The sequence below is a fragment of the Acidovorax sp. KPB24-07 genome, assembly GCF_057543315.1.
This window is the reverse complement of sequence record NZ_BAAJYS010000361.1, coordinates 1-3,298: the sequence shown is the minus strand read 5'-3', so window position 1 is coordinate 3,298 and position 3,298 is coordinate 1. Positions and strand designations below refer to the sequence as shown.

The following is a 3,298-nucleotide window of genomic DNA, read 5'->3' as shown; positions in this document are numbered from 1 at the left end:
GTGCAGGACGCCGTGGCCCAGCAGCCCCAGGCCGACTGGAGCGTGCCCGCCATGGCCGAGGTGGCGCACGCCTCGCCGCGCCACCTGACCCGCCTGTTCCTGGACCACGCCCGGCATCGCGCCGCTGCAGTACCTGCGCCGCATCCGCCTGGCCACCGCCGAGGCCGCGTTGCGGGCGGGGCGCAACGTGACCGAGGCGGCGGCGATGGCGGGGTTCAGTTCGGATACGCAGCTGCGCCGGGCGTGGAAGCAGTTCGGGCGGGGTGGGACGCCTTCGCAGCTCGGGGGAACGGGTGGCGGCGCAGGGCTGCCGGGCCTCTAAAGCGCGCGCCTGCATCCAGGGCGGCCGCTTTCGGCGGGTTGCTGGCGAGGGGTGCAGGGCAGCGCCACCCGGTCGTTGGCGAAAGGCTGTTCGCAAAGGGCGTGGTACCGCCAAGCGGGGGCCGCTGCTGACTCGGGCCTTGTGAAGGGCATACTTTGCCAACGGCCCGGCCGCTCACTGCTGTCATCCACCATGCCACCGACCCAACCCATACCCCTCTCCATCCGATCGCGCCTGCGGGGCGCAGTCTACGGCCTGCTCGTTGGCGATGCGCTGGGGGTGCCCTACGAGTTCTCGGATGCCGCAGAACTGCCGGAGCTCCGCTTGATCGAGATGGCACCGCCCGCTGGATTTCGCCGCGCCCATCCGGGAGTGCCGGCAGGCACCTGGAGCGATGACGGCGCGCAAGCACTGCATCTGCTGAGGGTTCTTCTCGATGGGGACCACGCACTGGAAAGCAGGTTCGCCGATGGCTTGCAGTCCTGGCATTCCTCCGGTGAACTGACACCCGATGGCCGCGTGTTCGATATCGGCATCCAGACGCAGGAAGCCTTGGCGAACCTCCGGCGAGGTGTGCCGCCCAGCCAGAGCGGCCCTTGCGAAGAGAGGAACAATGGGAATGGGTCGCTCATGCGGGTGCTTCCCACGGCCTTGCTTCCCGCTGCCGACGACCGGGTCCTGATCGACCGCGCGAGAAGGCAAAGCCTGCCCACCCATGGGCACACGAGGTCGCTGCTCGCGTGCGCGCTGGCGACCTTGGTATCCGCCCGCCTTCTCAGGGGCCTCTCGTTCGTGGAGGCGCTCGACGGGGCCCAGGCGCACCTCGAAGAGACCACATCCGAATCCGAGCGATTTGAACTTCGCATCCTGTTGAACGGGCGGTTTGATCCACCGGGCGGAAGCGGGTACGTGGTGGACTGCCTTTGGTCGTCCGTTGCAGCCGTCCTTCGCACGCGCAACTTCGAAGACTGCGTGCGGTGCGCGATCGGTTTTGGCAACGACACCGATACCACCGCCTGCGTCGCGGGGGGATGGGCGGGACTGCTCTATGGCGAGCAAGGCATTCCGCTGCGATGGCGCGAGCAGTTGCAAGGAAAGCCCCTCGTCGAGCCCTTGCTCGACCGCCTGATCGCCGCCTGGGAGTGATTCCTGCCAGAACCGGCAAGGAAAGGGAAGGCGCCAAGGCAGTGGCTCGCAGAAAGATCCGGCGCTTCAGCCCCCCCACTTCACCACGCCGGGCGCCTGATCGGTGAGGCAAAATGCCCCACCCCGTCCGGCCGTGAAATGCCGTGCTGAATGCAACAATCGGAGCCGGATTCGGCACCGGTCTCGGCGCCGACGAAACCACCGGAAAAGCGTTTGGAGGCCATGCACCTCACGATTGGTCTTTTCACGCAATCGCCAGGAAGCGCTCAGAAAATGGATTGGTTCCCTATCGTCTTCATTGCGTTCAAGGTCATCGTGCTCGGAACAGGCATGTTTTTAGCCATCAAGTGGCACCACGATCAAGGCAAGAAGAAGAAAAAATAATGCCGGCCGGGTTGGAGGACACCCACCAAACGCACCCTTGACGCCCCCGGTGGGTCCAACGGCATCGCCCGCAAGGGGTGTTGTTGCCAATTCGGTCCGATAAGAACGATCCGCGCCCAAAGGTTTTTTGACCCGCAGCCATCGCCGCCCAAATGGCGCTGCAACGCGAGGTTCGAAAACGAATGGGGTGCCAGCCCTTCCCCACCGACCGTGGGCGCTTCGGACTCCCACTTAGTTCGGACCGTCCACCATCAACCTCAGGTTCTGCACGGCCGCGCCCGCCGCGCCTTTGCCCAGGTTGTCCAGCACCGCGCTCAAGACGATCTGGCCCGTGCGGCCATTCCACGACACGGCCAAGCCCATGTCGTTCGAACCGTTGTGGACCTGCGGGTCCCGTTCGGTCATCGGCTCAGCCGACGGCATCGGCAGCACGTGCACATGCGCCGCATCGCGGTACCGCTGCGCCAGGCATTCGTGGATGCGTGCGCCTGTAGCCTCCGCGGGCAGCATTCGCACATGCAACCCGATGGTGAGCACGATGCCCTGCCGGTAGCTGCCATAGGCCGGGACGAAGAGGGGCGGCTCCGTGAGGCCCGCATAGGCCTGGATCTCCGGCACGTGCTTGTGCTCCAGGGCCAGGCCGTAGACCGTGAGCGAATGCGCGCCCACTCCCGCCTCGTGCGCTTCGGCCCCCGCCCGCCCCATGCCGGAATAGCCGGAAACCGCATGGATGGTGAGCGGATAGTCGGCGGGCAGCAGGCCCGCATCCGTCAAGGGCCGCAGCAGGGCGACTGCGGCGGTGGGGTAGCAGCCCGGGTTGGTGACCCGCGACGCCTTGGCGATGCGTTCGCCTTGATGCGCATCCAGTTCCGGCAGGCCGTACACCCAGCCAGGGCTGGTGCGGTGGGCGGAGCTGGCGTCGATGACACGCACGCCGGGGTTGTCGATCATCGCGACCGCCTCGCGCGCCGCGGCATCGGGCAGGCACAGGATGGCGATGTCGCAATCGTTGATCGCCGCCTTTCGCGCGGCCGGGTCCTTGCGCAAGCCCGCAGGCAAGGTGTGGAGGCGAAATTCCGAGCCCCGGAGCCGGTTCTGCAGGTCCAGGCCGGTGGTGCCCTGGTCGCCGTCGATGAAGATTTGGTGGTTCATGGAACGCGATCGTAGGGAGACCGCCTCGATGGCTCCAGCGAAATATCGGCAACCCCAAGTTAAGAAAAATTAAACTGCCGACATGCGAGAACTGAGCCTGGACCATTTGCGCACCCTGGTTGCCATCGCCGATCTCGGCTCCCTGACCAATGCGGCGCGCGCCCTTCACCTGGCGGCCCCCACCGTGACCGTGCAGATCGCGGAGCTGGAGTCGCGCCTGGGCGGCCAGCTGCTCGTTCGCGGGCGGGGGGCCCGCGCAACCGACCGCCCTGGGCGAGCGGTTCATCGCGCGGG

At 66.7% G+C, this 3,298-nt stretch carries 3 protein-coding genes and 2 pseudogenes; 4 read left to right on the top strand and 1 reads right to left on the bottom strand.

The window, feature by feature from the left end:
- The 3 genes and pseudogenes from AC27IQ_RS20955 to AC27IQ_RS20945 form a co-directional block, all read left to right on the top strand.
- Window positions 1–322: pseudogene (locus AC27IQ_RS20955) on the top strand (helix-turn-helix domain-containing protein); the annotation flags it as partial.
- 192 nt (window positions 323–514) lie between these two features.
- Window positions 515–1,468, top strand: coding sequence for an ADP-ribosylglycohydrolase family protein (locus AC27IQ_RS20950; RefSeq protein ID WP_487090644.1), 954 nt, complete (start codon window positions 515–517; stop codon window positions 1,466–1,468).
- A 150-nt stretch (window positions 1,469–1,618) separates the two neighbouring features.
- Window positions 1,619–1,852: a hypothetical protein gene (locus AC27IQ_RS20945; RefSeq protein ID WP_487090643.1), complete on the top strand. Its 234-nt coding sequence runs from the start codon at window positions 1,619–1,621 to the stop codon at window positions 1,850–1,852.
- A 231-nt stretch (window positions 1,853–2,083) separates the two neighbouring features.
- Here AC27IQ_RS20945 and argC read toward each other — a convergent pair whose 3' ends face one another.
- The gene (argC, locus tag AC27IQ_RS20940; RefSeq protein WP_487090642.1) at window positions 2,084–3,004 is read right to left on the bottom strand and encodes an N-acetyl-gamma-glutamyl-phosphate reductase; all 921 of its coding nucleotides are present in this window, start codon (window positions 3,002–3,004) and stop codon (window positions 2,084–2,086) included.
- An 82-nt stretch (window positions 3,005–3,086) separates the two neighbouring features.
- Here argC and AC27IQ_RS20935 point away from each other — a divergent pair.
- A pseudogene (locus AC27IQ_RS20935) lies at window positions 3,087–3,298 on the top strand (helix-turn-helix domain-containing protein); the annotation flags it as partial.

What these genes read in the sequence shown, in the direction of transcription:
- AC27IQ_RS20945 (WP_487090643.1), top strand. Translation starts at nt 1,619, where the DNA reads ATGCAACAATCGGAGCCGGATTCGGCACCGGTCTCGGCGCCGACGAAA.
- argC (WP_487090642.1), bottom strand. Translation starts at nt 3,004, where the DNA reads ATGAACCACCAAATCTTCATCGACGGCGACCAGGGCACCACCGGCCTG.
- AC27IQ_RS20950 (WP_487090644.1), top strand. Translation starts at nt 515, where the DNA reads ATGCCACCGACCCAACCCATACCCCTCTCCATCCGATCGCGCCTGCGG.